The organism is Escherichia coli DSM 30083 = JCM 1649 = ATCC 11775 (genome assembly GCF_003697165.2).
Lineage (GTDB): Bacteria > Pseudomonadota > Gammaproteobacteria > Enterobacterales > Enterobacteriaceae > Escherichia > Escherichia coli.
In genome coordinates, this window is sequence record NZ_CP033092.2 from 3213213 (window position 1) to 3239293 (window position 26081).

The window sequence follows — 26081 nt, forward strand, 5'->3', positions numbered from 1 at the left end:
ATTTTCTCACTGGAGGAGTCATGCGGTGGATCCTGTTCATCCTCTTCTGCCTGTTGGGCGCACCTGCCCACGCGGTATCCATACCCGGCGTTACAACCACAACGACAACGGACTCAACGACTGAACCGGCCCCGGAACCGGATATCGAACAAAAAAAAGCGGCCTATGGCGCACTGGCGGATGTGCTGGATAATGACACCTCGCGTAAAGAGTTGATCGACCAGTTGCGCACCGTCGCCGCTACGCCTCCTGCGGAACCCGTACCGAAGATCGTGCCGCCGACGTTGGTTGAAGAGCAAACCGTGCTGCAAAAAGTCACCGAAGTCAGCCGCCATTATGGTGAAGCCCTTTCCGCCCGCTTCGGGCAACTTTATCGCAATATCACCGGCTCCCCGCATAAGCCGTTTAATCCACAAACCTTCAGCAATGCGCTGACCCACTTTTCAATGTTAGCGGTATTAGTGTTTGGTTTTTACTGGCTGATTCGTCTGTGCGCACTGCCGCTGTATCGCAAAATGGGCCAGTGGGCGCGGCAAAAAAATCGTGAGCGCAGTAACTGGTTGCAGCTTCCGGCGATGATCATCGGGGCGTTTATTATCGACCTGCTGTTACTGGCACTGACATTATTTGTCGGCCAGGTATTAAGCGACAACCTGAATGCGGGCAGTCGCACCATCGCTTTCCAACAAAGTTTGTTTCTCAACGCCTTTGCCCTGATTGAATTTTTCAAAGCCGTACTACGCCTGATTTTTTGCCCAAACGTGGCTGAACTGCGCCCGTTCACGATTCATGACGAGACCGCCCGTTACTGGAGTCGTCGCCTGAGCTGGTTAAGCAGCCTGATTGGCTATGGTCTGATTGTGGCTGTGCCGATTATCTCTAATCAGGTGAATGTACAGATAGGTGCGCTGGCGAACGTCATCATTATGCTGTGCATGACCGTCTGGGCGTTGTACCTGATTTTTCGTAATAAAAAAGAGATCACCCAGCATTTGCTCAACTTTGCGGAGCATTCGCTGGCCTTTTTCAGCCTGTTTATCCGCGCCTTTGCGCTGGTGTGGCACTGGCTGGCAAGCGCCTATTTTATCGTGCTGTTTTTCTTTTCGTTGTTCGATCCGGGCAACAGCCTGAAATTTATGATGGGTGCAACGGTGCGCAGCCTGGCGATTATTGGTATCGCAGCATTTGTTTCCGGTATGTTTTCCCGCTGGTTGGCGAAAACCATCACCCTCTCGCCACATACTCAGCGAAATTATCCGGAGCTGCAAAAACGGCTGAATGGCTGGCTTTCGGCGGCACTGAAAACAGCGCGTATTCTGACAGTCTGCGTGGCGGTAATGCTGCTGTTGAGCGCATGGGGATTGTTCGATTTCTGGAACTGGCTGCAAAACGGCGCGGGGCAGAAAACCGTAGATATCCTGATCCGTATCGCACTCATTCTTTTCTTCTCGGCGGTTGGCTGGACGGTGCTCGCCAGTTTGATAGAAAACCGGCTGGCTTCGGATATTCATGGCCGCCCGCTACCCAGCGCCCGTACGCGAACCCTGCTGACGCTGTTCCGTAACGCGCTGGCGGTGATTATCAGTACCATCACCATCATGATTGTGTTGTCGGAAATCGGCGTCAATATCGCGCCATTGCTGGCAGGTGCCGGGGCATTAGGTCTGGCTATCTCGTTTGGTTCGCAAACGCTGGTGAAAGATATTATTACCGGAGTATTTATTCAGTTTGAAAACGGCATGAACACTGGAGATTTGGTGACTATCGGGCCGTTGACCGGCACTGTGGAACGGATGTCGATTCGCTCCGTGGGCGTGCGCCAGGATACCGGGGCGTATCACATCATTCCGTGGTCTTCGATAACCACCTTTGCTAACTTCGTCCGCGGTATTGGTTCGGTAGTGGCAAACTACGATGTTGATCGCCATGAAGATGCTGATAAAGCCAATCAGGCACTGAAAGATGCGGTAGCGGAATTAATGGAAAACGAAGAAATTCGCGGGCTGATTATTGGTGAACCGAATTTTGCCGGGATTGTCGGCTTAAGCAATACCGCGTTTACACTGCGTGTTTCGTTCACCACGCTGCCACTCAAACAGTGGACGGTACGCTTTGCCCTCGACAGCCAGGTGAAAAAACATTTCGACCTGGCGGGCGTTCGCGCGCCAGTGCAGACTTATCAGGTGCTGCCTGCTCCGGGCGCGACCCCGGCTGAACCGTTGCCGCCGGGGGAACCAACGCTTTAACGCTGGCGATTGACAAAACGGCGGCGCTGCTCGTCGTTCATAAAGGTCCAGGCTATAAAGCGGCTCTGCTTTTGCCCCTGGGCCATCTCTTTTTTTACCACCTTCACCGCACCTACGTCCGTCAGAGCACGATACAACGGCGGTAAGTTTTCACCACGAGATACCAGCGAGGTAAACCACATCACCTGCTTCGCGAAGCCTTTGCTCTCTTCAATCATCTTTTTGATAAAAGCGACCTCACCGCCTTCACACCACAACTCCTGTTGCTGACCACCAAAGTTCAGTGCATCGTCTTTGTTCAGCCCCAGGTTACGGCGTTTACGTTCACTACCTGCCCGTGCCGCAGCGGCGGAATCGTGGAATGGCGGGTTACACAAGGTCGCATCGTATTGCTCGTTTTTATGGATGATGCCGTTAAAAATCGCCCCACTCTCTTTTTGCCGACGCAGACGAATGGCGCGGTTAAGCCCCGGATTAGCACTGATGATCGCCTGCGCACTGCTTAACGCCTGGCTGCTGGTTTCACTACCAGTAAAACGCCAGCCATATTCATGTACGCCAATCAGCGGATAAATACAGTTCGCACCAACGCCGATATCCAGAATGCTGGCATTAGCTGGAATTGTTCCGCTTGCTTCTGCCAGTAAATCGGCAAGGTGATGAATATAATCCGCCCGACCCGGTACTGGTGGGCAGAGAAAACCGTCCGGGATATCCCAGTTCGCTACGGCGTAAAAATGGGCCAGCAACGCCTTATTGAGCGCCTTCACCGCCAGCGGATTGGCAAAGTCTACGCTTTGCTCCCCGGCGGGTGTAAGCGTGAGGAATTGCCTGAGTTCAGGATTGACCTGACAAAGCGTGGCGAGATCGTAGCGGCTGTGATGACGGTTGCGCGGATGCAACCCCGGTTTCTGGGCGGACATAGCATTCTCCTTTAAGCAGCGGCGTAAGATACCCGCATAACGCGACAGGGTAAATATCTGGCTGCGTTTATCATTTCTAAAAACCTTCACATGGCTATGGTTTATGGCAATTCACCATAAAAATCATCATCATGCATGTCATTGATTTGTCTTATTTTGTAAAAACATATCGTTCAAAAAATAAGCACATCTCTGTCAATTTTTTGCGTCATTTTCATCGCGCAGGCGACCTACACTTATCTGGCACTACCCGTTGTATTTATGAGGATGTCATTATGAAAAAGTGCCTCACACTACTGATTGCCACCGTCCTGAGCGGAATCTCTCTCACGGCTTATGCCGCGCAACCGATGAGTAACCTGGACAGTGGTCAACTACGGCCCGCCGGTACCGTTTCGGCAACTGGCGCATCAAACCTAAGCGATCTGGAGGATAAACTGGCAGAAAAAGCGCGCGAACAAGGCGCGAAAGGTTATGTCATTAATTCCGCAGGCGGAAATGACCAGATGTTCGGTACTGCAATCATCTACAAATAACCCCACCAACGTAACTGCATTCGCCTCTGGATGCAGTTTTCGTCCGATTTGTAAGCAAAAAACATCAAATATGAACGCAATGTAAATAAATGTATTTCTTTTTCGCGCAATGGGTGATAGAAAATCGCGCCAAGTGATAATACTTATCAAAATTATTATCACTTGCACGGACGCTATCACGGGATTAACAGTGGCATCGCATCCGCAGAGATGCTTTCTCGTGACAGTGAAAATTTCACCATATAAGAAAAAGTCACCTGCAAAATGGAAAACAATCGCAATTTCCCTGCCAGACAATTTCATTCGCTCACGTTCTTTGCCGGTCTTTGTATTGGTATTACGCCTGTGGCGCAGGCACTCGCTGCCGAAGGGCAAGCTAACGCGGATGACACGCTGGTTGTCGAAGCATCAACGCCTTCGCTTTATGCGCCACAACAATCTGCCGATCCGAAATTCTCGCGTCCGGTAGCGGATACTACCCGCACGATGACGGTGATTTCTGAACAAGTGATTAAAGATCAGGGTGCAACCAACCTTACCGACGCGCTCAAAAACGTCCCCGGCGTGGGTGCGTTTTTTGCGGGTGAGAACGGTAACTCCACCACTGGCGACGCCATTTATATGCGCGGTGCCGATACCTCTAACAGTATTTATATCGATGGCATTCGCGATATCGGCAGCGTCTCGCGCGACACCTTCAATACCGAGCAGGTCGAAGTAATTAAAGGGCCGTCCGGCACCGACTACGGGCGCAGCGCGCCGACAGGCTCGATCAATATGATCAGCAAACAGCCGCGCAATGATTCCGGCATTGACGCCTCCGCCAGTATTGGCAGCGCCTGGTTCCGCCGCGGCACGCTGGACGTCAATCAGGTCATTGGTGATACCACTGCGGTGCGCCTGAATGTAATGGGCGAAAAAACGCACGATGCCGGACGCGACAAAGTCAAAAATGAGCGTTACGGCGTCGCCCCTTCTGTCGCTTTTGGCCTTGGTACAGCGAATCGTTTGTATCTTAATTATCTGCATGTCACCCAACACAACACGCCAGACGGCGGCATTCCGACCATCGGTTTACCGGGTTATTCTGCCCCATCTGCGGGAACAGCGGCCCTGAATCATTCCGGAAAAGTTGATACTCATAACTTTTACGGCACGGATTCCGATTACGACGATTCGACCACCGACACCGCTACCATGCGTTTTGAGCACGACATCAACGATAACACCACCATTCGCAACACTACGCGTTGGTCGCGCGTAAAGCAGGATTACCTGATGACGGCGATTATGGGTGGAGCGTCGAATATTACCCAGCCCACCAGCGATGTGAATAGCTGGACGTGGTCACGTACGGCGAATACCAAAGATGTGAGTAACAAAATTCTCACCAACCAGACCAACCTGACCTCGACGTTCTATACCGGCGCTATCGGTCATGATGTCAGTACCGGCGTGGAATTTACCCGCGAAACACAGACTAACTATGGCGTTAATCCGGTGACGTTACCGGCGGTAAATATTTATCATCCTGACAGCAGCATTCATCCCGGTGGCCTGACGCGCAACGGCGCAAACGCCAATGGTCAGACGGATACCTTCGCAATTTATGCCTTCGATACGCTGCAAATCACCCGTGATTTTGAGCTGAACGGTGGGATCCGTCTGGATAATTATCATACTGAATATGACAGTGCCACCGCCTGCGGCGGCAGCGGGCGCGGTGCCATCACCTGCCCTGCTGGCGTGGCAAAAGGTTCTCCGGTCACCACCGTCGACACCGCCAAGTCGGGCAATCTGGTGAACTGGAAAGCCGGGGCGCTGTATCACCTGACGGAAAACGGCAATATCTATATTAACTATGCCGTTTCCCAGCAGCCGCCGGGCGGCAACAACTTCGCCCTTGCGCAGTCTGGCAGCGGTAACAGTGCCAACCGCACCGATTTTAAACCGCAAAAAGCCAACACCAGCGAGATTGGCACCAAATGGCAGGTTCTGGATAAACGCCTGCTACTTACCGCCGCGCTGTTCCGTACTGATATTGAAAATGAAGTTGAGCAAAATGATGACGGGACTTATTCGCAATATGGTAAGAAACGTGTCGAAGGCTACGAGATATCCGTGGCCGGGAATATCACTCCCGCGTGGCAGATGATTGGCGGCTATACCCAGCAAAAAGCAACTATCAAAAACGGCAAAGATGTTGCCCAGGATGGTTCCTCATCGCTGCCGTATACCCCGGAACACGCCTTCACCTTATGGAGCCAGTATCAGGCAACCGATGATATTTCTGTTGGTGCGGGCGCACGGTATATCGGCAGTATGCATAAAGGTTCAGACGGCGCGGTGGGGACGCCAGCATTTACCGAAGGTTATTGGGTCGCCGACGCCAAACTGGGGTATCGGGTTAATCGCAATCTCGACTTCCAGCTAAACGTCTACAACCTGTTTGATACCGATTACGTCGCCTCAATCAATAAGAGCGGCTACCGTTATCACCCGGGCGAGCCAAGAACCTTCTTGCTCACAGCCAATATGCATTTCTGATTCAGATGTGGGGCGCAAGGCTCACTAATGTTGATGGCGAGAGCAGGACTGCCTGATGCGCTGCGCTTATCAGGCCTACAAGGTTGTGCAATACACTGAATTCACATCATTTGGTAGGCCGGATAAGGCGTTCACGCCGCATCCGGCACCTGAGCACCATTGCCTGCTGTTAAAAATCGGTGTGGGGCGCAGGCCCCACTTTTTGGAGAACTTGTATGATGTACCACATTCCCGGCGTGTTATCGCCACAGGACGTCGCCCGTTTTCGCGAACAACTGGAACAAGCCGAATGGGTGGATGGGCGCGTCACCACCGGCGCACAAGGTGCGCAAGTTAAGAACAATCAACAAGTAGACACCCGCAGCGCCCTGTACGCCGCCCTGCAAAATGAGGTGCTGAACGCGGTTAACCAACATGCTTTGTTCTTTGCCGCGGCCTTGCCGCGTACCCTTTCCACGCCGCTGTTTAATCGCTATCAGAACAATGAAACCTATGGTTTTCATGTGGATGGCGCAGTACGCAGCCATCCACAAAACGGCTGGATGCGCACTGACCTTTCTGCCACGCTGTTTTTAAGCGATCCAGAAAGCTACGACGGCGGCGAACTGGTCGTTAATGACACCTTCGGGCAACATCGGGTAAAACTCCCGGCAGGCGATCTGGTGTTGTATCCCTCCAGCAGCCTGCATTGCGTGACACCCGTAACCCGCGGCGTGCGAGTGGCATCATTTATGTGGATCCAGTCGATGATCCGTGATGATAAAAAGCGCGCCATGCTGTTTGAACTGGACAACAATATTCAGTCGCTGAAAAGCCGCTACGGCGAAAGTGAAGAGATCCTGTCACTGCTCAATCTTTATCATAATCTGCTGCGGGAATGGTCGGAGATCTGACGCTTGAACTGCCCGAGTTCGTCCCTATATTAGCTACACTTAACTGTACAAGTATTGATATGGGGAGGACGATATGGCATCCGGTTGGGCTAATGATGACGCCGTCAACGAACAGATCAACAGTACAATTGAAGATGCGATTGCCCGCGCTCGGGGTGAAATTCCGCGTGGCGAAAGCCTGTATGAATGTGAAGAGTGCGGTGCCCCTATCCCGCAGGCCCGTCGGGAAGCCATTCCTGGCGTGCGCTTATGCATTCATTGCCAACAGGAGAAAGATTTACAAAAACCAGCTTATACAGGATATAATCGCAGAGGTTCGAAAGACAGCCAGTTACGTTAACTGCAACTGACGGGATGTTTAGTGAGTGTAATTTGTATTTTGCGTGGCATTCCGTGCCTTTAACGCTGCCGTGAGCACCACGCGGTACAAAACGGATTCATAAATACAACAAATAAATGGTTTATCAGTATGTTAGATATCAATCAATTTATTTGAACAAGGCGGTCAATTCTCTTCGATTTTATCTCTCGTAAAAAAACGTGATACTCATCACATCGACGAAACAACGTCACTTATACAAAAATCACCTGCGAGAGATTAATTATGAAAACTATCAATACTGTTGTTGCTGCTATGGCTCTTTCAACTCTGTCATTTGGCGTGTTCGCGGCGGAACCGGTAACGGCATCCCAGGCACAGAACATGAATAAAATCGGCGTGGTTTCTGCCGATGGCGCATCCACCCTCGATGCCCTGGAAGCGAAACTGGCTGAGAAAGCCGCGGCGGCCGGTGCCAGTGGATACAGCATCACTTCTGCCACCAACAACAATAAATTAAGCGGTACTGCGGTAATTTATAAGTAATTCGTAGGACGGATAAGGCGTTTACGCCGCATCCGGCAACAGATGCCTGATGCGACGCTACCGCGTCTTATCAGACCTACAAAATCCGAACCGTTGGCTGGATCAGGCGTTTACGCTACGTTCAGCACAAGTATTTCCCTGTCTGTTTGCCGACAGACGCATATGCTCTAACCCTCATTGATCCTATGTTACCCTTGTTTGCCCGTCCGCCACTGGACGGGCTTTTTTTAGCTGGCTAACTGCTGACAGAAAGCCTGCAACGTCTCTTCCGGCATACCAATCTGCCGCGCTGCATCACAAATGGCCTGCCAGCTTCCCGCATCCAGTGGAATCCCCTGCTCCTGCCGTTCGCGACGCGTGTTCACTTCCCACTCGCCCGGTAGCAAAATCGGCTTATCGTCATCATGCGGCGAGGCTTTCACCCACTCGGCAAAGGCTTCGGTCTGTGCACTACAATCCGGCGCGCCGAACAGTTCCGGGTTGATAATGATAGTGGTCATGCAGTTGAGAATGGCATCGGGACTGGTTTGTAACGTTTCCTGATGCGTCGTTTTACCGCCAGAAAGCGCCCCGCCAAGAATTTCACACATCGCTGCAAGGGCGTAGCCTTTATGTTCGGCAAAGGTCAACAGCGAACCCAACGGCGACTCCTGCATTACCGCCGGATTGGTCGTCGGCACGCCGTTAACGTCAATCAGGCAACCTGGCGGCACGGGGACGCCTTTATGCCAGGCGACGCGGGTTTTGCCAAATGCAATGGCGCTGGTGGCGTAATCGAGCAACAGCGGGAAATTATCTTTACGAGGGAAAACCACACAGAACGGATTGGTGCCAAAGCGGCTGTCGCGACCGTGGAACGGCGCGACCATTGGAATACCGACCACGCTAACAAAGTGGATAGAGACAAACCCCGCCGCCGCGCACTGTTCTGCCCAGTAACCGATACGGCCGATATGATGCGAGTTATGTAGCGCCACGGCGGCAATGCCGTGCTGACGCGCTTTCTCAATCCCCAGCGCCATCGCTTCGTGTGCCGCGACCTGACCAAATGCGCGATCGCCATCGAGCGTGACCGCCGCCCCCGCTTCTTTAACGACTTTGGCATGATGGTTAATTTGCAGATGCCCCTGACTCCAGGAGCGCACATAGCTTGGGATCATGCCAATACCATGTGAATCATGCCCTGCCAGGTTTGCCGCGATTAAATGATCGGCGACTAATTTCGCTTCTTGTTCCTCACTACCCATCTGACGAAATACAGCCTGAATAAAACTGTGCAGCGTCTGAGCATCAAAGCGATGACCACTTACCATGGTTAACTCCTGTTTATGTTATGTGTTTGTTGTTTTTTTATGCTGCACGCCGGGCGCGGGAAGGTCAATAAAGATGCAGGAATTTCATATTGCGGTGGGGTAAAAGCCGGATGACATGGCTCATCCGGCTGAGATAAAAATTAAAATGCCTGATTAACGCGCGCCAGGCCGTCGCTGATAGTTGCCGCTTCACCCGTAGCCATCAGGCAGCAAGCCATCTGGATTTTCAGCGATTCGGGAATCGGTTCGCTGCCAGCAAGGCAACGCTCAATCCACTGCGCCGTGGTTTCCGGATCTTTTGCTTGTGGCAGTAACTCGCTACCAGCAGTGTCCTGTTTTTCATACAGTACCCGCATCCCTTCACGGTCAATGAGATTGATCTGCGGGCAGCGCTGCGGATTAGCATACACTTCACCTTCAGTACCATGCATTAGTAGCGCCCGCCCGCCGATATCACTAAAGAACTTCGCGACGCGTCCAATGTATTCCGGATGCGAAACGCTGGAAAGACGCAGTGCCTCACCTTCGGCAAATGGCGTCGCCAGTTTCGCCAGGGTATGTGCACTGTTACGCACGCCCATCCGCCAGCGCATCGCCAGTTGTTTTTCCAGCGGCGGGCAAAACGCGCCGACAGGCATAAACACCGGTTGATGTTCGTCGAGCTTCGCCTGCGCCTGCCCGCCGTGCAACGTTGGCGTAATACCCATCAGTTCGAAAATGGTTTCTGTCAGCACGCGGGTTGGATCTTCGCTAACCCCGTGAACCACCACGGGAAAACCGAGTTTGTGCAGGAGAATCGCCAACAACGGCGTCAGGTTGGCCTGTTTACGCGCGCCGTTGTAACTGGGGATGACAATCGGCATCGGCTTGCCTGCAGGCGGCGTCAGCTTGATGGTGTGATTTTGCATGGCTTCGTAAAAGCCGAGCATCTCTGCTTCCCCTTCCCCTTTGATACGTAGCGCAATCAATACGCCGCCCAACTCAAGGTCAGGGACTTCACTATTGAGCATATGGGCATACAGACCGCGCGCAGTATCCCGGTCTAAATCGCGCGCGTGGTTTTTCCCGCGCCCGATCTCTTTAATGATTTTGCGATAGTCCATTTACGACTCCTTACCTGACTCACATCATTAACGCCGCCGACGGCGTGGGGATTTCGTTTTTTCTTTCTTTTTAACTATACCTTCAGGGACTTCCGGTTGCTCTATCGGAAATACCGGTAATGCATCCAGTAGTCGCTTGCCATAATTTTTTGTCAGCAAGCGTTTGTCGTAGATAACCACTTCCCCCCAGCAACCGTGGCTTCGAATCAGTCGCCCAACCTGCTGAATCAGGTTAAACGAAGCGCTCGGCAGGCTTTGCACCTCAAACGGATAGCGGTTGAGGCTTTTCAGCCATTCACCTTCGGTGATCACCACCGGGCTGTCGATGGGCGGAAAAGCGATCTTGTGGATATGCACCTGGCTGAGCAGATCGCCTTTCAGATCAAGACCTTCGGCAAAGGACTGTAAGCCCACCAGCACGCTACGCTCACCGTTGGCAACGCGTTTGCGGTGCAGTTCAACTAAGCGATAACGTGGCTGATCGCCCTGCACCAGCAACATCAGGCGTAAATCCGTCACATAGTCGAGAAAGCGCTGCATCGCACGCCCGCTGGCAAACAGCACCAACATACCGAGATGTTTTTTGCTCTCCACCTGTTCACGGAAAAAGGCCGCCATTTCGGCAATGTGCTGCTCTTCGTTGTCGATGGAAGGCTCAACGCGCATCCGGGGAATAACAATTTTGCCCTGTTCACAGTGGTTAAAAGGGGAATCCAGTGCCACAAAACGGTCGCCCGCTTTCTCTTTCAGCCCACTCATCTCCTGCAAACGCGAAAAACTGTTCAGCGAACGCAAGGTTGCGGAGGTAACAATAATGTGCGGAATACTGCGCCACAGCAGCCTTTCCAGCTGATCGCTGACACGTATTCCCACGCAGTGAAACCAAAGGTGTAGCTGCCCTTCGCGCTCTTCCCGCGTCGCCCATTTGGTCACCGGCGCACCGGAAGATTGCGCCAGAGACGCCAGCCGCCAGAGTTTGCTTTGCGCCTCGAACATCCCCAATGCGCGGTTCATCTGCAAAATCAACCGATGCAGACGTACAATGTCATGGCTGCCGGTTTTCTCACTTAAATCGTTAAGAAATAACTCCGCCAGGCCACGCAGCATCTCGGTGAGTTTTGCCAGCCGCTGGCAGATCTCCAGCACTTCATCTGGCAGTTCGCCCATCGCAAAACGGTGCTCTGCCTCCTGCCCGGCAGGCATGTAGAGATTGAGAATGTTGTTTAACGAGGCGATAAGCTCATACAACTCTTCACAATGCGCATTCAAACGTTCAGGGATCGCCAGCGGCGGGATGGTCTTCGGGCGAAACTGCTCCATGCAGGTAGCGACCAGTTTCGTGAACAAGTCCAGCTGTAGCCGATACCACGGCGCGGTGATTTCGGCGCTCATCTCCAGCGCATCCCGCGCCACATCCGGCAGGTGATGACCTTCGTCCAGCACCAGCAGTAAATTTTTCGGGTCAGGCAATACCGCTTCGCTTTCCATCGCCGCCATCACCAGCGCATGGTTTGCCACCACCACTTCCGCTTCCTGAATTTCCCGACGAGCGACAAAAAACGGGCATTCGCGATAGTAATAACAGTTGCGGTTGAGGCAGCTGGCCTTGTCGGTACTCAAACGACGCCAGAGATCATCATCTATAGCGATATCAGTATGATCGCGCAGACCATCCCATTTATAAGTGTCGAGATCGCCCTTCAGCTTCGCACAACGTTTTTGCTCTTCCTGATTGTTCGGCGTCAGTTCATCGTCAAGAAACGCCAGCAGATCCTGTTGCGTGGGCTCAGTGCTGGCGAGCGCTGTCAGATTACGCGGGCAAACGTAGCGCCCACGCCCAAAAGCGGCAGTGAATTTAAGATCGGGAATGATCTTTTTCAGCAGCGGTAAATCTTTGCTGTAGATCTGATCCTGCAATGCCACGTTGGCGGTACTTACCACCAGCGTTTTTTGCTCTTCGCGGGCAATGGCGATGCCGGGGATCAAATAGGAGAGCGTTTTCCCAACGCCGGTAGGGGCTTCAATCGCCAGATGCCGCCCTTCTTCTCCGGCCAGCGTTTTGGCGACGTCCGCAATCATCTGCCGCTGCGGCGCACGGGGAATAAAGTCGGGGATCTGTTCCTGAAGCGCCTTATACCAGGCGGCAATTTGCGCTTTAAGCGCGGCGGTTAATGCCATGAGAAAACCTGAAATACTGTATAAACAGCCAATATTGTGGCATTTTTCGGTTTTCAGGGGTAATGGTTTTTCTGTTTCGGGAAAGCGGCTCGCAATAACCAGCAGGATGATGCGTAAAGCGCTTCGCGCTAAATTCGAACAACATGCAGAACTGCGTACACTCTTGCGGGCAACCGCGTCCGCAAAACTGGTTGAGCATACGCAAAATGATGCTTACTGGGGAGATGGCGGTAATGGTCAGGGCAAGAATCGCCTGGGGTACCTTTTAATGGCGTTGCGCGGACAATTGGCTGCGGAGAAGTAACGCATCGGGTGGCTTGTGGGCGTTAAAACAGAGAAATCTTTTTGCCGCGCTCGCAAATGGCTGACAAGTGCTTGTTGTGAAATGCCGGATGCGGCGCGAGCGCCTTATCCGGCCTACAAAAACATGCACATTCAATATATTGCAGAGTTCACGTAGGCCTGATAAGCGTAGCGCATCAGGCAGTTTTGTGTTTGTCATCAGTCTCATGCCGGGCATAGCCCGGCATAAAAGATTACTGCGCAGCGGCAGGTTTACGCGGACGGCGGCGACGTTGTTGTTCGCCTGCCGGTTTGGCATCGCCGAGACGACGAGACGGTTTTTCTGCGGGCTTCGCGTTACCAGACTTCGCACCACTTTCCGTACGGCGTGGTTGCTGTTGACCGCGACCACCGCCCTGTCCACGACCGCCGCCACGTTGCTGGCGACCGTTCTGGATCGGTTCGGCTTTGATTGACGGGTCCGGCTCATACCCCGGAATCGCAATGCGCGGGATCTCTTTTTTCAGCAGTTTTTCGATATCACGCAGCAGTTTGTGTTCATCAACACACACCAGCGACAATGCTTCGCCAGTTGCCGCCGCACGGCCAGTACGCCCGATACGGTGAACATAATCTTCCGGTACGTTTGGTAACTCATAGTTGACGACGTGCGGCAACTCTTCGATATCCAGACCGCGCGCAGCGATGTCAGTTGCCACCAGTACACGAATATCGCCCGATTTAAAATCGGCCAGCGCACGAGTACGCGCACCTTGCGATTTATTACCGTGGATCGCCGCACTACGGATGCCGTCTTTATTAAGCTGTTCAGCCAGATGGTTAGCGCCATGTTTGGTACGGGTAAACACCAGCACCTGCTGCCAGTTCCCTTTCCCAATCATATGCGACAGCAATTCGCGTTTGCGTTTCTTATCGACAAAGTGAACGTGCTGGGTCACCTGATCAGACGCAGTATTGCGGCGTGCCACTTCGATTTCCAGCGGGTTGTGCAACAGTTTTTCCGCCAGGGCTTTAATATCGTCAGAGAAGGTCGCGGAGAACAACAGGTTCTGGCGCTTCGCTGGCAGTTTTGTTAACACGCGACGGATATCGTGGATAAAGCCCATGTCGAGCATGCGGTCAGCTTCATCAAGGACGAGGATTTCAACCTGATCCAGCTTCACTGCATTTTGATGTTCCAGGTCCAGCAGACGTCCCGGCGTTGCCACCAGCACATCAACGCCGCCGCGCAACTTCATCATTTGTGGGTTAATGCTGACACCGCCAAACACCACCAGCGAACGAATGTTCAGATATTTGCTGTAATCACGGACGTTTTCGCCAATCTGCGCCGCCAGTTCACGGGTCGGGGTAAGAATGAGCGCGCGTACCGGACGACGCCCTTTGGCGTGCGGCTGGCGAGTGATCAGGTGTTGCAACAGCGGCAGCGTAAAGCCCGCTGTTTTGCCGGTACCGGTCTGGGCGCTGGCCATCAGGTCGCGGCCTTCCAGCACCGCAGGGATCGCCTGCTGCTGAATAGGGGTGGGTTCACGGTAACCCTGCTCGGCAACGGCGCGCAGGATATCAGGGCTTAAACCCAAAGAATCGAAAGACATAACTACTCCGAACCGCCCCGACCGTTACCGGTGTAGTTTTCAGGGAGATACTGAAAAGGAAAATGACAAAAACCACAATGTCATGAGGGAGCGGAGTGTAGCAGTTTTTGTGACGCAGCGCATAAATTATCCCTGTGACTGGCGTAGCTAAAATTCTTAGCCATACTGGACAACTCCCCTATGGAGTCATAATCTTAATCAATCATTTGATTAAGAATGGACTGTGCGATGAATAATCCTGCCATGACAATCAAGGGTGAACAGGCGAAAAAACAGCTGATTGCTGCGGCACTGGCACAGTTTGGTGAATATGGAATGAACGCCACCACCCGCGAGATAGCCGCCCAGGCCGGGCAGAATATCGCAGCCATCACCTACTACTTCGGTTCGAAAGAAGATTTGTACCTCGCCTGCGCCCAGTGGATTGCTGATTTTATTGGCGAGCAGTTCCGTCCACACGCCGAAGAAGCCGAACGTTTGTTCGCACAACCACAGCCGGATCGGGCAGCCATCCGTGAACTGATCCTTCGCGCCTGCAGAAACATGATTAAGCTGCTCACCCAGGATGACACCGTCAACCTCAGCAAATTTATCTCCCGTGAGCAGCTCTCTCCCACGGCAGCCTACCACCTGGTGCACGAACAGGTGATTAGTCCGCTACACAGTCACCTTACACGCCTGATTGCCGCCTGGACCGGCTGCGACGCTAGCGATACCCGCATGATCCTTCATACCCATGCGTTGATTGGTGAGATTCTGGCGTTTCGTCTTGGCAAAGAAACTATTCTGTTACGTACCGGCTGGACCGCGTTCGATGAAGAAAAGACCGAACTGATCAACCAGACGGTGACCTGTCATATTGACCTGATTTTGCAAGGATTATCGCAAAGGAGTTTGTAGTGATGAAAAAACCTGTCGTGATCGGACTGGCGGTAGTAGTACTTGCCGCCGTGGTTGCCGGAGGCTACTGGTGGTATCAAAGCCGCCAGGATAACGGCCTGACGCTGTATGGCAACGTGGATATTCGTACGGTGAATCTTAGTTTCCGTGTTGGGGGGCGCGTTGAGTCGCTGGCGGTGGACGAAGGTGATGCGATCAAAGCGGGCCAGGTGCTGGGCGAACTGGATCACAAGCCGTATGAGATTGCCCTGATGCAGGCGAAAGCGGGCGTTTCGGTGGCTCAGGCGCAGTATGACCTGATGCTTGCCGGGTATCGCGATGAAGAAATCGCTCAGGCCGCCGCAGCGGTGAAACAGGCGCAAGCTGCCTATGACTATGCGCAGAACTTCTATAACCGCCAGCAAGGACTGTGGAAAAGCCGCACCATTTCGGCAAATGACCTGGAAAATGCCCGCTCCTCGCGCGACCAGGCGCAGGCCACGCTGAAATCAGCGCAGGATAAATTGCGTCAGTACCGTTCCGGTAACCGCGAACAGGACATCGCCCAGGCGAAAGCCAGCCTCGAACAAGCGCAGGCGCAACTGGCGCAGGCGGAGCTGAATTTGCAGGACTCAACGTTGATAGCACCGTCTGATGGCACGCTGTTAACGCGCGCGGTAGAGCCCGGCACGGTGCTTAATGAAGGTGGCACGGTATTTACCGTCTCGCTGACGCGTCCGGTGTGGGTACGCGCCTATGTTGATGAACGTAATCTTGACCAGGCCCAGCCGGGGCGCAAAGTGCTGCTTTATACCGATGGTCGTCCGAACAAACCGTATCACGGGCAGATTGGTTTCGTTTCGCCGACTGCTGAATTTACCCCGAAAACCGTCGAAACACCGGATCTGCGTACCGACCTCGTCTATCGCCTGCGTATTGTGGTGACCGACGCCGATGATGCGTTACGCCAGGGAATGCCGGTAACGGTGCAATTCGGTGACGAGGCAGGACATGAATGATGCCGTTATCACGCTGAACGGCCTGGAAAAACGCTTTCCGGGCATGGACAAGCCCGCCGTCGCACCGCTCGACTGCACCATTCACGCCGGTTATGTGACGGGGCTGGTTGGGCCGGACGGTGCGGGCAAAACCACGCTGATGCGGATGCTGGCGGGATTACTGAAACCCGACAGCGGCAGTGCCACGGTGATTGGCTTTGATCCGATCAAAAACGACGCTGCGCTGCACGCCGTGCTCGGCTATATGCCGCAGAAATTCGGCCTGTATGAAGATCTGACGGTGATGGAAAATCTCAATCTGTACGCGGATTTGCGCAGCGTCACCGGCGAGGCACGGAAGCAGACTTTTGCTCGCCTGCTGGAGTTTACATCTCTTGGCCCGTTTACCGGACGCCTGGCGGGCAAGCTCTCCGGTGGGATGAAACAAAAACTCGGCCTGGCCTGTACCCTGGTAGGCGAACCGAAAGTGTTGCTGCTCGATGAACCCGGCGTCGGCGTTGACCCTATCTCACGGCGCGAACTGTGGCAGATGGTGCATGAGCTGGCGGGCGAAGGGATGTTAATCCTCTGGAGTACCTCGTATCTCGACGAAGCCGAGCAGTGCCGTGACGTGTTACTGATGAACGAAGGCGAGCTGCTGTATCAGGGAGAACCGACGGCCCTGACTCAAACTATGGCCGGACGCAGCTTTCTGATGACCAGCCCGCACGAGGGCAACCGCAAACTGTTGCAACGGGCATTGAAACTGCCGCAGGTCAGCGACGGCATGATTCAGGGGAAATCGGTACGTCTGATCCTCAAAAAAGAGACCACGCCAGACGATATTCGCCATGCCGACGGGATGCCGGAAATCGACATCAACGAAACTACGCCGCGTTTTGAAGATGCGTTTATTGATTTGCTGGGCGGTGCCGGAACCTCGGAATCGCCGCTGGGCGCAATATTACATACGGTAGAAGGCACACCCGGCGAGACGGTGATCGAAGCGAAGGAACTAACCAAGAAATTTGGTGATTTTGCCGCCACCGATCACGTCAACTTTGCCGTTAAACGCGGGGAGATTTTTGGTTTGCTCGGACCAAACGGCGCGGGTAAATCGACCACCTTTAAGATGATGTGCGGTTTGCTGGTACCGACCTCTGGTCAGGCCCTGGTGCTGGGCATGGATCTGAAAGAGAGTTCCGGTAAAGCGCGCCAGCATCTCGGCTATATGGCGCAAAAATTTTCGCTCTACGGCAACCTGACGGTCGAACAGAATTTACGCTTTTTCTCTGGTGTGTATGGCTTACGCGGTCGGGCGCAGAACGAAAAAATCTCCCGTATGAGCGAGGCGTTCGGCCTGAAAAGTATCGCCTCCCACGCGACCGATGAACTGCCATTAGGTTTTAAACAGCGGCTGGCGCTGGCCTGTTCGCTGATGCATGAACCGGACATTCTGTTTCTCGACGAACCGACGTCCGGCGTTGATCCCCTCACCCGCCGTGAATTTTGGCTACATATCAACAGTATGGTAGAGAAAGGCGTCACGGTGATGGTCACCACCCACTTTATGGATGAAGCGGAATATTGCGACCGCATCGGCTTGGTGTACCGCGGGAAATTAATCGCCAGCGGCACACCGGACGATTTGAAAGCGCAGTCGGCCAACGATGAACAACCCGATCCCACTATGGAGCAAGCCTTTATTCAGTTGATCCACGACTGGGATAAGGAGCATAGCAATGAGTAATCCGATCCTGTCCTGGCGTCGCGTGCGGGCGCTGTGCGTCAAAGAGACACGGCAGATCGTTCGCGATCCGAGTAGCTGGCTGATTGCGGTAGTGATCCCACTGCTACTGCTGTTTATTTTTGGATACGGCATTAACCTCGACTCCAGCAAGCTGCGCGTCGGGATTTTACTGGAACAGCGTAGCGAAGCGGCGCTGGATTTCACCCACACCATGACCGGTTCGCCCTACATCGACGCCACCATCAGCGATAACCGTCAGGAACTGATCGCCAAAATGCAGGCGGGGAAAATTCGCGGTCTGGTGGTTATTCCGGTGGATTTCGCCGAACAGATGGAGCGCGCCAACGCCACCGCACCGATTCAGGTGATCACCGACGGCAGTGAGCCGAATACCGCTAACTTTGTGCAGGGGTATGTCGAAGGGATCTGGCAGATCTGGCAAATGCAGCGCGCGGAGGATAACGGGCAGACTTTTGAACCGCTTATTGATGTACAAACCCGCTACTGGTTTAACCCCGCGGCGATAAGCCAGCACTTTATTATCCCCGGTGCGGTGACCATTATCATGACGGTCATCGGCGCGATTCTCACCTCGCTGGTGGTAGCGCGAGAATGGGAACGCGGCACCATGGAGGCTTTGCTCTCTACGGAGATTACCCGCACGGAGCTGCTGCTGTGTAAGCTGATCCCTTATTACTTTCTCGGGATGCTGGCGATGTTGCTGTGTATGCTGGTGTCGGTGTTTATTCTCGGCGTGCCGTATCGCGGGTCGCTGCTGATTCTGTTTTTTATCTCCAGCCTGTTTTTACTCAGTACCCTGGGGATGGGGCTGCTGATTTCCACGATTACCCGCAACCAGTTCAACGCCGCTCAGGTGGCCCTGAACGCGGCTTTTCTGCCGTCGATTATGCTTTCCGGCTTTATATTTCAGATAGACAGTATGCCCGCGGTGATCCGCGCGGTGACGTACATTATTCCCGCACGTTATTTCGTCAGCACCCTGCAAAGCCTGTTCCTCGCCGGGAATATTCCAGTGGTGCTGATAGTGAACGTGCTGTTTTTGATCGCTTCGGCGGTGATGTTTATCGGCCTGACGTGGCTGAAAATCAAACGTCGGCTGGATTAGGGAGAAGAGCATGTTTCATCGCTTATGGACGTTAATCCGCAAAGAGTTGCAGTCGCTGCTGCGCGAACCGCAAACCCGCGCAATTCTGATTTTACCCGTGCTAATTCAGGTGATCCTGTTCCCGTTCGCCGCCACGCTGGAAGTGACCAACGCCACCATCGCCATCTACGATGAAGATAACGGCGAGCACTCGGTAGAACTTACTCAACGTTTTGCCCGCGCCAGCGCCTTTACCCATGTGCTGCTGCTGAAAAGCCCGCAGGAGATCCGCCCGACCATCGACACACAAAAGGCGTTACTACTGGTGCGTTTCCCGGCTGACTTCTCGCGCAAACTGGATACCTTCCAGACCGCGCCGTTGCAGTTGATCCTCGACGGGCGTAACTCCAACAGTGCGCAAATTGCCGCCAACTACCTGCAACAGATCGTCAAAAATTATCAGCAGGAGCTGCTGGAAGGAAAACCGAAACCCAACAACAGCGAGCTGGTGGTACGCAACTGGTATAACCCGAATCTCGACTACAAATGGTTTGTGGTGCCGTCGCTGATCGCCATGATCACCACTATCGGCGTAATGATAGTCACTTCACTTTCCGTCGCCCGTGAACGTGAACAAGGTACGCTCGATCAGTTGCTGGTTTCGCCCCTCACCACCTGGCAGATATTCATCGGCAAAGCCGTACCGGCATTAATTGTCGCCACCTTCCAGGCCACCATTGTGCTGGCGATTGGTATCTGGGCGTATCAAATCCCCTTCGCCGGATCGCTGGCGCTGTTCTACTTCACGATGGTGATTTACGGTTTATCGCTGGTGGGATTCGGTCTGTTGATTTCATCACTCTGTTCAACACAACAGCAGGCGTTTATCGGCGTGTTTGTCTTTATGATGCCCGCCATTCTCCTTTCCGGTTACGTTTCGCCGGTGGAAAACATGCCAGTGTGGCTGCAAAATCTGACGTGGATTAACCCTATTCGCCACTTTACGGACATTACCAAGCAGATTTATTTGAAGGATGCGAGTCTGGATATTGTGTGGAATAGTTTGTGGCCGCTACTGGTGATAACGGCCACGACAGGGTCAGCGGCGTACGCGATGTTTAGACGTAAGGTGATGTAACTTCTTATCTTTCGCCAGCAAAGACACTACCGCCGGGCCGGCAAGGATTGCCAGCCCTGCAATCGCCAGCACAAAGTTGTTTTCCAGTACGCGGGACAACAGCCACAGAACAATCAGCGCTGCGCCAAAATACCAGGTCGTGGTCAGCTCTTCCAGCACGTCTGCCACCTCACGCCAGCGTTGCTCGGGGTGGCGCTGAAACACCAGCATCATCACTACCGTGACACAATACAGTGCGCATAATCCTACGCCGACGTGAACCAGAGTTTTACTCATCCAGCCCACCACCAGCAGCGCCACTACCAGTAAATGCAACATAATCTGCCAGCAACTTAGGCCAGTTGCGACACGAACACGTTGTTGCCACTTCATGGCTTCTCTCCTGAAGAATTTATCTCTACTTATTCAGAGTACCGAACTTTACGGAAAATTCCGTAAGACCGCACCTTTTTGTGACGCCGACTACACTATTTCAATGAGATAAGAGGCAAAGACAGGAAAATTATGCCCGATCAAACACAACAATTTTCGTTCAAGGTGCTCACCATCAATATTCACAAAGGCTTTACCGCGTTTAACCGACGCTTCATTTTGCCGGAACTTCGCGACGCCGTGCGTACCGTCAGCGCCGATATTGTTTGCCTGCAGGAAGTGATGGGCGCGCACGAAGTTCATCCGCTGCATGTGGAAAACTGGCCCGATACCTCGCACTACGAGTTTCTCGCCGACACCATGTGGAGCGATTTCGCCTACGGTCGCAATGCCGTATACCCGGAAGGACATCACGGTAATGCGGTTCTTTCACGTTATCCCATTGAACATTATGAGAATCGTGATGTTTCGGTCGATGGTGCGGAAAAGCGCGGCGTGCTCTACTGCCGCATTGTGCCGCCGATGACCGGGAAAGCGATTCATGTGATGTGCGTACATCTGGGCCTGCGTGAGGCGCACCGTCAGGCGCAGCTTGCGATGCTCGCCGAATGGGTGAATGAGCTACCGGACGGCGAACCGGTATTGGTAGCGGGTGATTTCAACGACTGGCGGCAAAAAGCTAATCATCCGTTAAAAGTGCAGGCCGGGCTGGATGAGATTTTTACCCGCGCCCACGGACGCCCGGCGCGCACGTTTCCGGTGCAATTTCCTCTACTACGACTGGACAGGATCTACGTCAAAAATGCCAGCGCCAGCGCACCAACCGCGTTGCCGCTGCGGACATGGCGACACCTTTCTGATCATGCCCCTTTAAGTGCGGAGATTCATTTATGAAATGTAGCTGGCGCGAAGGCAATAAGATCCAGTTGCTGGAAAACGGCGAGCAATATTATCCCGCGGTGTTTAAGGCGATTGGAGAGGCACAAGAACGCATCATTCTTGAAACGTTTATCTGGTTTGAGGATGACGTCGGCAAACAGCTGCATGCGGCGCTATTGGCAGCAGCGCAACGCGGGGTAAAAGCGGAAGTCTTGCTGGATGGCTACGGTTCGCCGGATCTCAGCGATGAGTTTGTCAATGAACTGACGGCAGCTGGCGTGGTGTTCCGCTACTACGATCCCCGCCCTCGCCTTTTTGGTATGCGCACCAATGTGTTTCGCCGGATGCATCGCAAAATTGTGGTGATCGACGCGCGTATCGCCTTTATTGGCGGGCTGAATTACTCCGCCGAGCATATGTCCAGCTACGGCCCGGAGGCCAAACAGGATTACGCGGTTCGCCTCGAAGGGCCGATTGTCGAAGATATTCTCCAGTTTGAGCTGGAAAACCTGCCAGGACAGAGCGCGGCGCGGCGCTGGTGGCGACGTCATCATAAAGCGGAAGAGAACCGCCAGCCGGGAGAAGCGCAGGTATTGCTGGTCTGGCGCGATAACGAAGAACATCGCGATGATATCGAACGTCACTATCTGAAAATGCTCACTCAGGCGCGGCGGGAAGTGATTATCGCCAACGCCTACTTCTTCCCCGGCTATCGTTTTTTACACGCCTTGCGTAAAGCGGCACGGCGCGGGGTGCGGATCAAACTGATCATTCAGGGCGAACCGGATATGCCGATTGTCAGAGTCGGCGCACATTTGCTGTATAACTATCTGGTTAAAGGCGGCGTTCAGGTGTTTGAGTACCGCCGCCGCCCGCTCCACGGCAAAGTGGCATTGATGGACGATCACTGGGCGACAGTAGGGTCCAGTAATCTCGATCCGCTCAGTTTGTCACTGAATCTCGAAGCAAATGTCATCATCCACGATCGTAATTTTAACCAGACGCTGCGCGATAATCTGAACGGCATTATCGCCGCAGATTGTCAGCAGGTCGATGAGACCATGCTGCCGAAACGCACCTGGTGGAACCTGACCAAAAGCGTGCTGGCGTTCCACTTTTTACGCCACTTCCCGGCGCTGGTGGGCTGGCTTCCGGCGCACACGCCACGTCTGGCGCAGGTTGGTCCCCCCGCACAACCGACAATGGAAACGCAGGATCGGGTAGAAACTGAAAACACGGGGGTAAAACCCTGATGAGTAAATCACACCCGCGCTGGCGCTTAGCAAAGAAACTCCTCACCTGGCTGTTTTTTATCGCGGTGATTGTGTTGCTGGTGGTCTACGCCAAAAAAGTGGACTGGGAAGAGGTCTGGAAGGTCATCCGCGACTACAATCGCGTTGCGCTGCTTAGTGCGGTCGGGCTGGTGGTCGTCAGTTATCTGATTTACGGTTGCTACGACCTGCTCGCCCGTTTCTACTGCGGTCACAAACTGGCGAAGCGCCAGGTGATGCTGGTGTCGTTTATCTGCTACGCCTTCAACCTGACACTCAGTACCTGGGTCGGCGGCATTGGTATGCGCTATCGTTTGTACTCCCGACTGGGGTTACCGGGCAGCACTATTACGCGGATTTTTTCGCTCAGTATTACCACCAACTGGCTAGGCTATATTTTGCTAGCGGGGGTTATCTTTACCGCAGGCGTGGTGGAGTTGCCGGATCACTGGTATGTCGATCAAACTACGCTGCGTATTCTCGGTATTGGCTTACTGATGATTATCGCGGTTTATTTGTGGTTTTGCGCTTTCGCGAAGCACCGCCATATGACCATCAAAGGGCAAAAGCTGGTGCTGCCTTCGTGGAAATTCGCCCTCGCCCAGATGCTGATTTCCAGCGTTAACTGGATGGTAATGGGAGCGATTATCTGGCTGTTACTTGGTCAAAGCGTAAGCTATTTCTTTGTAGTGGGCGTGTTGCTGGTTAGTAGTATTGCTGGCGTCATCGTGCATATTCCGGCGGGAATTGGTGTGCTGGAAGCGGTGTTTATCGCGCTACTGGCTGGGGAGCATACCTCCAAAGGCACAATTATCGCCGCCCTGCTCGCTTACCGTGTGCTGTATTACTTTATCCCACTGCTGCTGGCGCTGATCTGTTACCTGTTGCTGGAAAGCCAGGCGAAGAAGCTACGGGCGAAAAATGAAGCGGCGATGTGAAGTATAGTTAAGTTCTTTAGTATGTGCATTTACGGCTAATGAAAAAACCGCGTATGCCTTTGCCAGACAAGCGTTATAGCTATAGTGGCAAGAATCCCAAAGAAGCCGATAAAATAGTAATAGAGTGTTAATGCACCTACAAAAGCACAACGAACCGGACTCCATAATTCTTCACTATGGCTTTTTCCTGTCAGTTCAAGGAGCTTATTTCGTCCATGCGAGATAATGCCTGACCATAAGACAATCATTAAGCAACTTATTACCCAAATGGGTCGTTCACTCATTAATGTGGCATTCACGATGATTACCAGGGCCAACCCTGTCAACGTCATCATAATGATAAAACGGTGAGAACCAGGATCAAATTTAAACAATAGACCTGCCAGCATACTGATTAAAAACATCGATCCCGCAGTGCTGAACACGACGATAATGGCAGATACAGGCGCTAAACTCGCAACGACAATCGCCACCAAAGAGATTAAAAACAAATATATTACGCCCGCGATGGCGGTATTTATCTTGTTGATATCTTTACTTAAGCCATACATAGAAAGTAATAATAATCCTATAGCAACATACATTTGCGGTGAATCATATTTTGTTGCCGTAATTTCGAGATACTTAGCGCCCCAGGCCAGCCCTGCGGTTGCCACCAAACCCAAAGCGGTAATGAGCCATATGCCGTTTAATATCCTGGCTTCGTGCTGAAAATCTACTTTATTGCTATTTTGCGAGTATGATTCCATTCTTTTAGTTGTCCTTAGAAAAAACATTAATATTCACCATCAATAAATTTAAAACTACGCATACAAAATACTTTTGCATTTATGGATACAGAAAACGCTTCCGCTCGTCCATAAGGCATATTTTATACCTGGTACTTGTTAAGTGTCGTTTTTAGTAAGAAAAAAAATCCCGACACATGGCCGGGATATTGATGGTGAAAAAGAATTAACGGCGGTTGCCGAAGATCCGCAGCAACATCAGGAACAGGTTGATGAAGTCCAGATACAAGGTTAACGCGCCAAGAATGGAATATTTGCGCAGGTTCGACGTGTCGCGAGTATCAATCTGCTCACCCATATTTTTCAGTTTCTGGGTGTCATACGCCGTCAATCCGACAAAGACAATCACGCCGATGTAGGTGACTGCCCACATCAATGCTTCGCTTTTCAGCCAGAAGTTAACCAGCGATGCCAGCACAATGCCGATTAACGCCATAAACAGCATATTGCCAAAGCCGCTTAGATCACGCTTCGTGGTGTAACCGTACAGACTCATTGCGCCGAACATCCCGGCAGTAACGACGAAAGTACTGGCGATAGAAGCAGCGGTATAGACAATGAAAATACTGGAAAGCGTAAGACCCGTCAGCGCCGAATAAAGCATAAAGAGCATCGTCGTTACACCTGCGCTCAGCTTTTGAATCATCGCTGATAACACAATAACCAATGCTAATTGCGCGATGATCAGACCGATTAAAAAGACACGGTTAGTAAACAACAGCTCCATCACGGCCGCGGAATTAGCCGCATACCAGGCAACAAATGCTGTCAGCAACAAGCCAACGGTCATCCAGCCATAGACTTGCGCCATATAAGTTTGCAAGCCAGCCCGGGGTTGTACGATTGAATCAGAACGTGGGAATCTGTCCATGACTTTCTCCTGAAGATATAAGGAATATCTTAAGGATACTGCAAAATGATGAGGCTGTGCATCGACGCAGCGTAAACGTATGTACTGAGCGGTGAAATTGCCGGACGCAGCGGTGCCTTATCCGGCTAACAATAAACTACCAGCGTTTTGCCGCCTGCTGATCGCTCTCCCGAGCTTCGACCCAACGGTCGCCTTCCGGCGTGGCTTCGCGCTTCCAGAACGGTGCGCGGGTTTTGAGATAATCCATAATAAACTGCCCGGCTTCAAACGCACTGCTGCGATGCGCACTGGTAACACCGACAAAAACAATTTCATCGCCCGGCCATAATTCACCAATGCGGTGAATTACCGTGACGCGCCCCAGCGGCCAGCGGTTACGCGCTTCATCAACGATTTCTGCCAGTGCTTTTTCTGTCATTCCCGGATAGTGTTCGAGGGTTAATGCTTTGACGCTGTCGCCCAGGTTATGGTTGCGCACCTTACCGGTAAAGGTGACTACCGCACCGTCTTCGTCACGCTCAGCCAGCCACGGGTACTCTTCTCCTACGCTGAACGGCTGCGGGCCGACAACAATTTTGGTTTCTGCCATC

Annotated in this window: 24 protein-coding genes and 1 pseudogene; 15 read left to right on the top strand and 10 right to left on the bottom strand. The window is 52.8% G+C overall.

Annotated elements, in window-relative coordinates:
- Positions 1 to 20 precede the first annotated feature (20 nt).
- Complete coding sequence (gene ybiO, locus EAS44_RS16850) at positions 21 to 2246, top strand: mechanosensitive channel protein (RefSeq protein WP_001267237.1); 2226 nt, start codon at positions 21 to 23, stop codon at positions 2244 to 2246.
- On the opposite strand, the gene rlmF is transcribed toward ybiO, so the two are convergent.
- Positions 2243 to 3169, bottom strand: a complete 927-nt coding sequence (gene rlmF / locus EAS44_RS16855) for a 23S rRNA (adenine(1618)-N(6))-methyltransferase RlmF (protein ID WP_001275941.1) — start codon at positions 3167 to 3169, stop codon at positions 2243 to 2245. The two genes, ybiO and rlmF, sit on opposite strands and share 4 nt — an antisense overlap.
- A gap of 275 nt (positions 3170 to 3444) precedes the next feature.
- Between rlmF and mcbA the strand changes: the two genes are divergently transcribed.
- The 5 genes from mcbA (at position 3445) to ybiJ (ending at position 8010) form a co-directional block, all read left to right on the top strand.
- Positions 3445 to 3705 carry a DUF1471 family periplasmic protein McbA gene (mcbA, locus tag EAS44_RS16860; protein WP_000710618.1) on the top strand — a complete coding sequence of 87 codons (261 nt, stop codon included), beginning with the start codon at positions 3445 to 3447 and terminating at the stop codon, positions 3703 to 3705.
- A gap of 264 nt (positions 3706 to 3969) precedes the next feature.
- Positions 3970 to 6252, top strand: a complete 2283-nt coding sequence (gene fiu, locus EAS44_RS16865) for a catecholate siderophore receptor Fiu (RefSeq protein ID WP_000430008.1) — start codon at positions 3970 to 3972, stop codon at positions 6250 to 6252.
- 215 nt (positions 6253 to 6467) lie between these two features.
- Complete coding sequence (gene ybiX, locus EAS44_RS16870) at positions 6468 to 7145, top strand: PKHD-type hydroxylase YbiX (RefSeq protein ID WP_000990167.1); 678 nt, start codon at positions 6468 to 6470, stop codon at positions 7143 to 7145.
- Positions 7146 to 7218: 73 nt separating this feature from the next.
- Entirely contained in the window at positions 7219 to 7485 is a 267-nt protein-coding gene (gene ybiI / locus EAS44_RS16875; RefSeq protein WP_000146357.1) for a C4-type zinc finger protein YbiI, read from the top strand.
- A gap of 264 nt (positions 7486 to 7749) precedes the next feature.
- Complete coding sequence (gene ybiJ, locus EAS44_RS16880; RefSeq protein ID WP_000849301.1) at positions 7750 to 8010, top strand: DUF1471 family protein YbiJ; 261 nt, start codon at positions 7750 to 7752, stop codon at positions 8008 to 8010.
- A gap of 102 nt (positions 8011 to 8112) precedes the next feature.
- On the opposite strand, the gene ybiE is transcribed toward ybiJ, so the two are convergent.
- From ybiE to dinG, 4 genes are all read right to left on the bottom strand, one after another.
- Positions 8113 to 8172, bottom strand: a complete 60-nt coding sequence (gene ybiE / locus EAS44_RS25405; RefSeq protein ID WP_212734104.1) for a hypothetical protein — start codon at positions 8170 to 8172, stop codon at positions 8113 to 8115.
- A gap of 65 nt (positions 8173 to 8237) precedes the next feature.
- Positions 8238 to 9323 (bottom strand): hydroxycarboxylate dehydrogenase HcXB, encoded by a 1086-nt coding sequence (hcxB, locus tag EAS44_RS16885; protein ID WP_000253505.1) that lies wholly within the window; start codon positions 9321 to 9323, stop codon positions 8238 to 8240.
- Between the two features lie 140 nt (positions 9324 to 9463).
- Complete coding sequence (gene ybiB, locus EAS44_RS16890) at positions 9464 to 10426, bottom strand: DNA-binding protein YbiB (RefSeq protein ID WP_000386565.1); 963 nt, start codon at positions 10424 to 10426, stop codon at positions 9464 to 9466.
- 27 nt (positions 10427 to 10453) lie between these two features.
- Positions 10454 to 12604, bottom strand: a complete 2151-nt coding sequence (dinG, locus tag EAS44_RS16895) for an ATP-dependent DNA helicase DinG (RefSeq protein WP_001218658.1) — start codon at positions 12602 to 12604, stop codon at positions 10454 to 10456.
- A gap of 106 nt (positions 12605 to 12710) precedes the next feature.
- On the opposite strand from dinG, the pseudogene EAS44_RS16900 reads away from it, so the two are divergent.
- Positions 12711 to 12908 (top strand): annotated as a pseudogene (locus tag EAS44_RS16900) (NADAR domain-containing protein); the annotation flags it as partial.
- 232 nt (positions 12909 to 13140) lie between these two features.
- On the opposite strand, the gene rhlE reads toward EAS44_RS16900, so the two are convergent.
- Complete coding sequence (gene rhlE, locus EAS44_RS16905; RefSeq protein ID WP_000007119.1) at positions 13141 to 14502, bottom strand: ATP-dependent RNA helicase RhlE; 1362 nt, start codon at positions 14500 to 14502, stop codon at positions 13141 to 13143.
- Positions 14503 to 14730: 228 nt separating this feature from the next.
- Here rhlE and cecR point away from each other — a divergent pair, with 228 nt between their 5' ends.
- From cecR to ybhR, 5 genes are read left to right on the top strand one after another with little or no spacing between them, the layout of a single operon-like run.
- Positions 14731 to 15402, top strand: a complete 672-nt coding sequence (gene cecR / locus EAS44_RS16910) for a DNA-binding transcriptional regulator CecR (RefSeq protein WP_001295890.1) — start codon at positions 14731 to 14733, stop codon at positions 15400 to 15402.
- Positions 15403 to 15404: 2 nt separating this feature from the next.
- A complete protein-coding gene (hlyD, locus tag EAS44_RS16915) occupies positions 15405 to 16400 on the top strand; it encodes a secretion protein HlyD (protein WP_001331961.1) in 996 nt (331 codons plus the stop codon).
- On the top strand, positions 16393 to 18129 hold the full coding sequence (gene ybhF, locus EAS44_RS16920) for an ATP-binding cassette domain-containing protein (RefSeq protein WP_001331962.1): 1737 nt from the start codon (positions 16393 to 16395) through the stop codon (positions 18127 to 18129). Before hlyD ends, ybhF begins: the two co-directional genes overlap by 8 nt.
- Positions 18122 to 19255 carry an ABC transporter permease gene (gene ybhS, locus EAS44_RS16925; RefSeq protein WP_000070126.1) on the top strand — a complete coding sequence of 378 codons (1134 nt, stop codon included), beginning with the start codon at positions 18122 to 18124 and terminating at the stop codon, positions 19253 to 19255. The genes ybhF and ybhS overlap by 8 nt, the downstream gene beginning before the upstream one ends.
- Before the next feature lie 10 nt (positions 19256 to 19265).
- Positions 19266 to 20372 (top strand): ABC transporter permease, encoded by a 1107-nt coding sequence (ybhR, locus tag EAS44_RS16930; protein ID WP_000469031.1) that lies wholly within the window; start codon positions 19266 to 19268, stop codon positions 20370 to 20372.
- On the opposite strand, the gene ybhQ is transcribed toward ybhR, so the two are convergent.
- Positions 20334 to 20744, bottom strand: a complete 411-nt coding sequence (ybhQ, locus tag EAS44_RS16935) for a YbhQ family protein (RefSeq protein ID WP_000871984.1) — start codon at positions 20742 to 20744, stop codon at positions 20334 to 20336. The genes ybhR and ybhQ overlap by 39 nt on opposite strands.
- A gap of 132 nt (positions 20745 to 20876) precedes the next feature.
- Here ybhQ and ybhP point away from each other — a divergent pair, with 132 nt between their 5' ends.
- Genes ybhP through ybhN form a run of 3 tightly spaced genes read left to right on the top strand, consistent with a single transcriptional unit; the run spans position 20877 to position 23832 of the window.
- Complete coding sequence (gene ybhP / locus EAS44_RS16940) at positions 20877 to 21638, top strand: endonuclease/exonuclease/phosphatase family protein (protein WP_001113348.1); 762 nt, start codon at positions 20877 to 20879, stop codon at positions 21636 to 21638.
- Positions 21635 to 22876, top strand: coding sequence for a cardiolipin synthase ClsB (gene clsB, locus EAS44_RS16945; protein WP_000650331.1), 1242 nt, complete (start codon positions 21635 to 21637; stop codon positions 22874 to 22876). Before ybhP ends, clsB begins: the two co-directional genes overlap by 4 nt.
- A complete protein-coding gene (gene ybhN, locus EAS44_RS16950; protein WP_000045477.1) occupies positions 22876 to 23832 on the top strand; it encodes a lysylphosphatidylglycerol synthase transmembrane domain-containing protein in 957 nt (318 codons plus the stop codon). The genes clsB and ybhN overlap by 1 nt, the downstream gene beginning before the upstream one ends.
- A 35-nt stretch (positions 23833 to 23867) precedes the next feature.
- Here ybhN and ybhM read toward each other — a convergent pair whose 3' ends face one another.
- The 3 genes from ybhM to moaE all read right to left on the bottom strand — a co-directional run bounded on the left by ybhM (position 23868) and on the right by moaE (position 26080).
- Positions 23868 to 24581, bottom strand: a complete 714-nt coding sequence (gene ybhM / locus EAS44_RS16955; RefSeq protein ID WP_001350600.1) for a Bax inhibitor-1/YccA family protein — start codon at positions 24579 to 24581, stop codon at positions 23868 to 23870.
- Between the two features lie 205 nt (positions 24582 to 24786).
- On the bottom strand, positions 24787 to 25491 hold the full coding sequence (gene ybhL / locus EAS44_RS16960) for a Bax inhibitor-1/YccA family protein (RefSeq protein ID WP_000373624.1): 705 nt from the start codon (positions 25489 to 25491) through the stop codon (positions 24787 to 24789).
- Positions 25492 to 25627: 136 nt separating this feature from the next.
- Positions 25628 to 26080 (bottom strand): molybdopterin synthase catalytic subunit MoaE, encoded by a 453-nt coding sequence (gene moaE / locus EAS44_RS16965; protein ID WP_000852287.1) that lies wholly within the window; start codon positions 26078 to 26080, stop codon positions 25628 to 25630.
- Position 26081 lies beyond the last annotated feature (1 nt).

What these genes read in the sequence shown, in the direction of transcription:
- ybiO (WP_001267237.1), top strand. Translation starts at nt 21, where the DNA reads ATGCGGTGGATCCTGTTCATCCTCTTCTGCCTGTTGGGCGCACCTGCC.
- rlmF (WP_001275941.1), bottom strand. Translation starts at nt 3,169, where the DNA reads ATGTCCGCCCAGAAACCGGGGTTGCATCCGCGCAACCGTCATCACAGC.
- mcbA (WP_000710618.1), top strand. Translation starts at nt 3,445, where the DNA reads ATGAAAAAGTGCCTCACACTACTGATTGCCACCGTCCTGAGCGGAATC.
- fiu (WP_000430008.1), top strand. Translation starts at nt 3,970, where the DNA reads ATGGAAAACAATCGCAATTTCCCTGCCAGACAATTTCATTCGCTCACG.
- ybiX (WP_000990167.1), top strand. Translation starts at nt 6,468, where the DNA reads ATGATGTACCACATTCCCGGCGTGTTATCGCCACAGGACGTCGCCCGT.
- ybiI (WP_000146357.1), top strand. Translation starts at nt 7,219, where the DNA reads ATGGCATCCGGTTGGGCTAATGATGACGCCGTCAACGAACAGATCAAC.
- ybiJ (WP_000849301.1), top strand. Translation starts at nt 7,750, where the DNA reads ATGAAAACTATCAATACTGTTGTTGCTGCTATGGCTCTTTCAACTCTG.
- hcxB (WP_000253505.1), bottom strand. Translation starts at nt 9,323, where the DNA reads ATGGTAAGTGGTCATCGCTTTGATGCTCAGACGCTGCACAGTTTTATT.
- ybiB (WP_000386565.1), bottom strand. Translation starts at nt 10,426, where the DNA reads ATGGACTATCGCAAAATCATTAAAGAGATCGGGCGCGGGAAAAACCAC.
- dinG (WP_001218658.1), bottom strand. Translation starts at nt 12,604, where the DNA reads ATGGCATTAACCGCCGCGCTTAAAGCGCAAATTGCCGCCTGGTATAAG.
- rhlE (WP_000007119.1), bottom strand. Translation starts at nt 14,502, where the DNA reads ATGTCTTTCGATTCTTTGGGTTTAAGCCCTGATATCCTGCGCGCCGTT.
- cecR (WP_001295890.1), top strand. Translation starts at nt 14,731, where the DNA reads ATGAATAATCCTGCCATGACAATCAAGGGTGAACAGGCGAAAAAACAG.
- hlyD (WP_001331961.1), top strand. Translation starts at nt 15,405, where the DNA reads ATGAAAAAACCTGTCGTGATCGGACTGGCGGTAGTAGTACTTGCCGCC.
- ybhF (WP_001331962.1), top strand. Translation starts at nt 16,393, where the DNA reads ATGAATGATGCCGTTATCACGCTGAACGGCCTGGAAAAACGCTTTCCG.
- ybhS (WP_000070126.1), top strand. Translation starts at nt 18,122, where the DNA reads ATGAGTAATCCGATCCTGTCCTGGCGTCGCGTGCGGGCGCTGTGCGTC.
- ybhR (WP_000469031.1), top strand. Translation starts at nt 19,266, where the DNA reads ATGTTTCATCGCTTATGGACGTTAATCCGCAAAGAGTTGCAGTCGCTG.
- ybhQ (WP_000871984.1), bottom strand. Translation starts at nt 20,744, where the DNA reads ATGAAGTGGCAACAACGTGTTCGTGTCGCAACTGGCCTAAGTTGCTGG.
- ybhP (WP_001113348.1), top strand. Translation starts at nt 20,877, where the DNA reads ATGCCCGATCAAACACAACAATTTTCGTTCAAGGTGCTCACCATCAAT.
- clsB (WP_000650331.1), top strand. Translation starts at nt 21,635, where the DNA reads ATGAAATGTAGCTGGCGCGAAGGCAATAAGATCCAGTTGCTGGAAAAC.
- ybhN (WP_000045477.1), top strand. Translation starts at nt 22,876, where the DNA reads ATGAGTAAATCACACCCGCGCTGGCGCTTAGCAAAGAAACTCCTCACC.
- ybhM (WP_001350600.1), bottom strand. Translation starts at nt 24,581, where the DNA reads ATGGAATCATACTCGCAAAATAGCAATAAAGTAGATTTTCAGCACGAA.
- ybhL (WP_000373624.1), bottom strand. Translation starts at nt 25,491, where the DNA reads ATGGACAGATTCCCACGTTCTGATTCAATCGTACAACCCCGGGCTGGC.
- moaE (WP_000852287.1), bottom strand. Translation starts at nt 26,080, where the DNA reads ATGGCAGAAACCAAAATTGTTGTCGGCCCGCAGCCGTTCAGCGTAGGA.